4 protein-coding genes are annotated in these 3,422 nt (G+C 70.0%); all 4 read right to left on the bottom strand.

The features are described 5' to 3' along the window. Window positions 1-124 precede the first annotated feature (124 nt). From arsH to AC1DVI_RS32005, 4 genes are read right to left on the bottom strand one after another with little or no spacing between them, the layout of a single operon-like run. Window positions 125-886, bottom strand: a complete 762-nt coding sequence (gene arsH / locus AC1DVI_RS32020) for an arsenical resistance protein ArsH (protein ID WP_476961414.1) — start codon at window positions 884-886, stop codon at window positions 125-127. A 42-nt stretch (window positions 887-928) separates the two neighbouring features. After that, window positions 929-1,960 (bottom strand): ACR3 family arsenite efflux transporter, encoded by a 1,032-nt coding sequence (arsB, locus tag AC1DVI_RS32015; RefSeq protein WP_476961416.1) that lies wholly within the window; start codon window positions 1,958-1,960, stop codon window positions 929-931. A gap of 55 nt (window positions 1,961-2,015) precedes the next feature. Further along, window positions 2,016-2,909: an arsenic resistance N-acetyltransferase ArsN2 gene (gene arsN2, locus AC1DVI_RS32010; protein WP_476961413.1), complete on the bottom strand. Its 894-nt coding sequence runs from the start codon at window positions 2,907-2,909 to the stop codon at window positions 2,016-2,018. After that, the gene (locus AC1DVI_RS32005; RefSeq protein ID WP_476961415.1) at window positions 2,906-3,409 is read right to left on the bottom strand and encodes an arsenate reductase ArsC; all 504 of its coding nucleotides are present in this window, start codon (window positions 3,407-3,409) and stop codon (window positions 2,906-2,908) included. Before AC1DVI_RS32005 ends, arsN2 begins: the two co-directional genes overlap by 4 nt. Window positions 3,410-3,422: the final 13 nt, after the last annotated feature.

Below are 3,422 nucleotides of genomic sequence, written 5' to 3'. Positions count from 1 at the left end.
CGATCTCCTCCGGCTGACGTAAGCGGACAACCTTGCTAATCTCGTCCATGGCGTATCGCTCCCTCGTGGAGGTTCTGGCAGGCTTCGTCACCCGCCTCGATACGCCGCCTTCTTCAGACCGTCATCACCCACTTTCCCGCATAGCTCCCGCGGTAGCGGCGAGGATCTGCGCCTCGCCGGCTACCGTCCGGCCGGTTTCCCGGCGCTCGCTGTAGCGGTCGGTCAGATAGTCCCTGCGGTCGCGCACCAGCAGGGTGAACTTCACCAGTTCCTCGATCACGTCCACCACGCGATCGTAGTAGGGCGAGGGTTTCATCCGGCCGGCCTCGTCAAACTCCTGGAACGCCTTGGCCACCGACGACTGGTTCGGGATGGTCACCATGCGCATCCAGCGCCCCAGCACCCGCATCGCGTTGACCGCGTTGAACGACTGCGACCCGCCCGACACCTGCATCACGGCCAGCGTGCGTCCCTGCGTCGGCCGAACGCCGCCGCTCTCCAATGGCAGCCAGTCGATCTGGCACTTCAGAATGCCGGTGATGGTGCCGTGCCGCTCCGGGCTGACCCAGACCTGCCCCTCCGACCATTGCGACTGCGCGCGCAGTTCGGCCACCTTGGGGTGGTCAACCGGCACGCTGTCCGGCAGCGGCAGGCCGCGGGGATCGAAGACGCGCGTCTCCGCCCCCATGCGCTGGAGCAGCCGCGCGGCCTCCTCGGTGAGGAAGCGGCTGTACGAACGCTCGCGCAGGGAGCCGTAGAGCAGCAGGATGCGTGGCGGGTGGGTGGACACATGCCCAGGCGTCAGCTTGCCGGGGTCCGGCGCCTCGAAGTAGGGCTCATCCAGGCTTGGGAAGCCCGCGCCGTTCTCGCTATCATGCTCAGACATGCTGACACTCTCCGGTGATGGTCCCATGGCGGAGCCGAGCCATCAGGCGCCGGCCCGCCCCTCGTACCAGGGCCTGGTCGCCTTGACGATCTTCACCACCGACAGCATCACCGGCACTTCGACCAGCACGCCGACCACGGTGGCGAGCGCCGCCCCGGAGCCCAGGCCGAACAGGCTGATGGCCGCCGCCACCGCCAGCTCGAAGAAGTTTGAGGCGCCGATCAGCGCCGCCGGCGCCGCCACGCACCACGCCACCCCGAACCGGCGCGACAGCCAGTAGGCCAGCCCGGCGTTGAGGTAGACCTGGATCAGGATCGGTACGGCAAGCAGCAGGATGACCAGCGGCTGCGCCAGGATCTGCTCGCCCTGGAAGCCGAACAGCAGCACCAGCGTGGTCAGCAGCGCCACCAGAGACACCGGCTGCAACACCGACAGCGCGCGGGCCAGGGCCGGCTCGCCGCCCGACGCCAGCAGCGCGCGGCGCCAGAGCTGGGCCGCGACCACCGGCAGCACGATGTAGAGCGCCACCGACAGCAGCAGCGTCCCCCAGGGCACGGTGATCGACGAGACGCCGAGCAGCAGCCCGACCAGCGGCGCGAAGGCGAAGACCATGATCAGGTCGTTCAGCGCCACCTGGCTCAGGGTGTARTGCGGCTCGCCCTCGCACAGGTTCGACCAGACGAACACCATCGCCGTGCAGGGGGCCGCCGCCAGCAGGATCAGCCCGCCGATGTAGGAGGGAATCTGCTCCGCCGGCAGCAGCGGAGCGAACAGGTGGCCGATGAACAGGGAGCCGAGCAGCGCCATCGAGAAGGGCTTGACCGCCCAGTTGATGACCAGCGTCACGCCGACGCCGCGCCAGTGCTCCTTGACCCGGCTCAGCGCACCGAGGTCGATTTTCAGCAGCATCGGCACGATCATCAGCCAGATCAGCACCGCCACCGGCAGGTTGACCTGGGCCAGCTCGGCGGCGGCGATGGCCTGGAACAGCCCGGGCGCCAGATGGCCGAAGGCGATGCCCGCGACGATGCACAGCGCCACCCAAACGCTGAGGTAGCGTTCGAAGAGGCCCATGGCGGGGCGTTCCGCCGGGGCGGCGTGGGTGTCAGCCGTCATGTCGGTGGTCCTGTCAGGAGGCGGGGACGACGCGCCGCCCGGCGGAGTCGACGACCGGCTCGCCGTCTTCCTTGGCGAAGGCGCCGCGCTGTGGAGCGGGGAGGAGATCAAGGACCGCTTCCGACGGCCGGCATAGGCGCACGCCGAGCGGCGTCACCACGATCGGCCGGTTGATCAGGATCGGATGCGCCAGCATGGCGTCCAGCAGCGCCTCGTCCGTCAGCGCGGGATCGTCGAGCCCGAGTTCGGCGTAAGGGGTGCCCGTCTGCCGGAGCATGGCCCGCACCGGAATTCCCATGCGGCGGATCAGCGCCACCAGTTCGTCCCGGCTCGGCGGCGTCTTCAGGTACTCAATCACCATCGGCTCGACGCCGCTGTTGCGGATCAGCCCCAACGTGTTGCGCGACGTTCCGCAGGCGGGGTTGTGATAGATGGTCACCGCGCCCCCGCCCACCAGCTCCTCGGCCGGCCGCGCGAGGTCGATGCGCAGGCAGACGGCGCTGCCCGGGCAAAGGCCGGCGAACTGCGCGCTGGTCTGGATGGCCGGCGGAGCCGAGGCCCGCTCCACCCGCTGGAAGCCGAGACGTTCGAAGAAGCCGGCCGCTCCGATGGTGAGCAGCCACAGCCGTTCGACCCCCAGCGTCACCGCCTGCGCGCGCACGGCCGCCACCACGATGCGGCCACCGCCGGCGCCGCGCCGCTCCGCCGGCATGACCACGGAACGCAGCAGGGCATCGGCGCCATGGACCTCCAGCCCGCCATAGCCGAGCGTCCCCTGGTCGTCCGCAACGCGCCAGAAGCGCCGGCCGGGCTCGTCGAGATCGTCGGTCGGCAGGCCGTTGGCCTCCAGCAGGCGGGTGAGCGCTGGGCGCTCCACGTCGGCCAGCGGGGTGACGCTTCCGGTCATGCGCCGTCTCCCCCGGCCATGTCGTCGAGCCGGCGCTTCAGGGCCAGCCGGTCGAGCGAGGCGAAGGGCAGGCTGGCGAAGGCCTGGATGCGGCGCTGGATCTGTCGGAAAACCGTGGCAGTGAAGGCGGCCTTCTCGGCGTCCGAGCCCTGGGCGCTCGACGGGTCCGGGAAGCCCCAATGCGCCGTCATCGGCTGGCCCGGCCACACCGGGCAGACCTCGCCGGCGGCGCTGTCGCAAACGGTGAAGATGAAGTCCATATGCGGCGCCCCGGGCTGGGCGAACTCGTCCCAACTCTTGGAGCGCAGCGTGGCGGTCGGAAAGTCGAGGCGCTCCAGCAGGTCGCGGACGTGCGGGTTAAGGCGCCCGGTCGGCTGGCTGCCGGCGCTGTAGGCGCGGAAACGGCCGCGGCCCTCGCGGTTGAGCAGGCATTCGGCCATGACGCTGCGGGCGCTGTTGTGGGTGCACAGGAACAGGACGTTGTAGACGCGGTCGGTCATCGCGGGATCGCCT

The sequence above is a fragment of the Azospirillum sp. P4_B5 genome, assembly GCF_056402275.1.
This window is presented reverse-complemented; position numbering and strand designations above follow the sequence as displayed.

Coding starts and splice junctions, on each gene's coding strand:
- arsN2 (WP_476961413.1), bottom strand. CDS start 2,909: ATGACCGGAAGCGTCACCCCGCTGGCCGACGTGGAGCGCCCAGCGCTC.
- AC1DVI_RS32005 (WP_476961415.1), bottom strand. CDS start 3,409: ATGACCGACCGCGTCTACAACGTCCTGTTCCTGTGCACCCACAACAGC.
- arsH (WP_476961414.1), bottom strand. CDS start 886: ATGTCTGAGCATGATAGCGAGAACGGCGCGGGCTTCCCAAGCCTGGAT.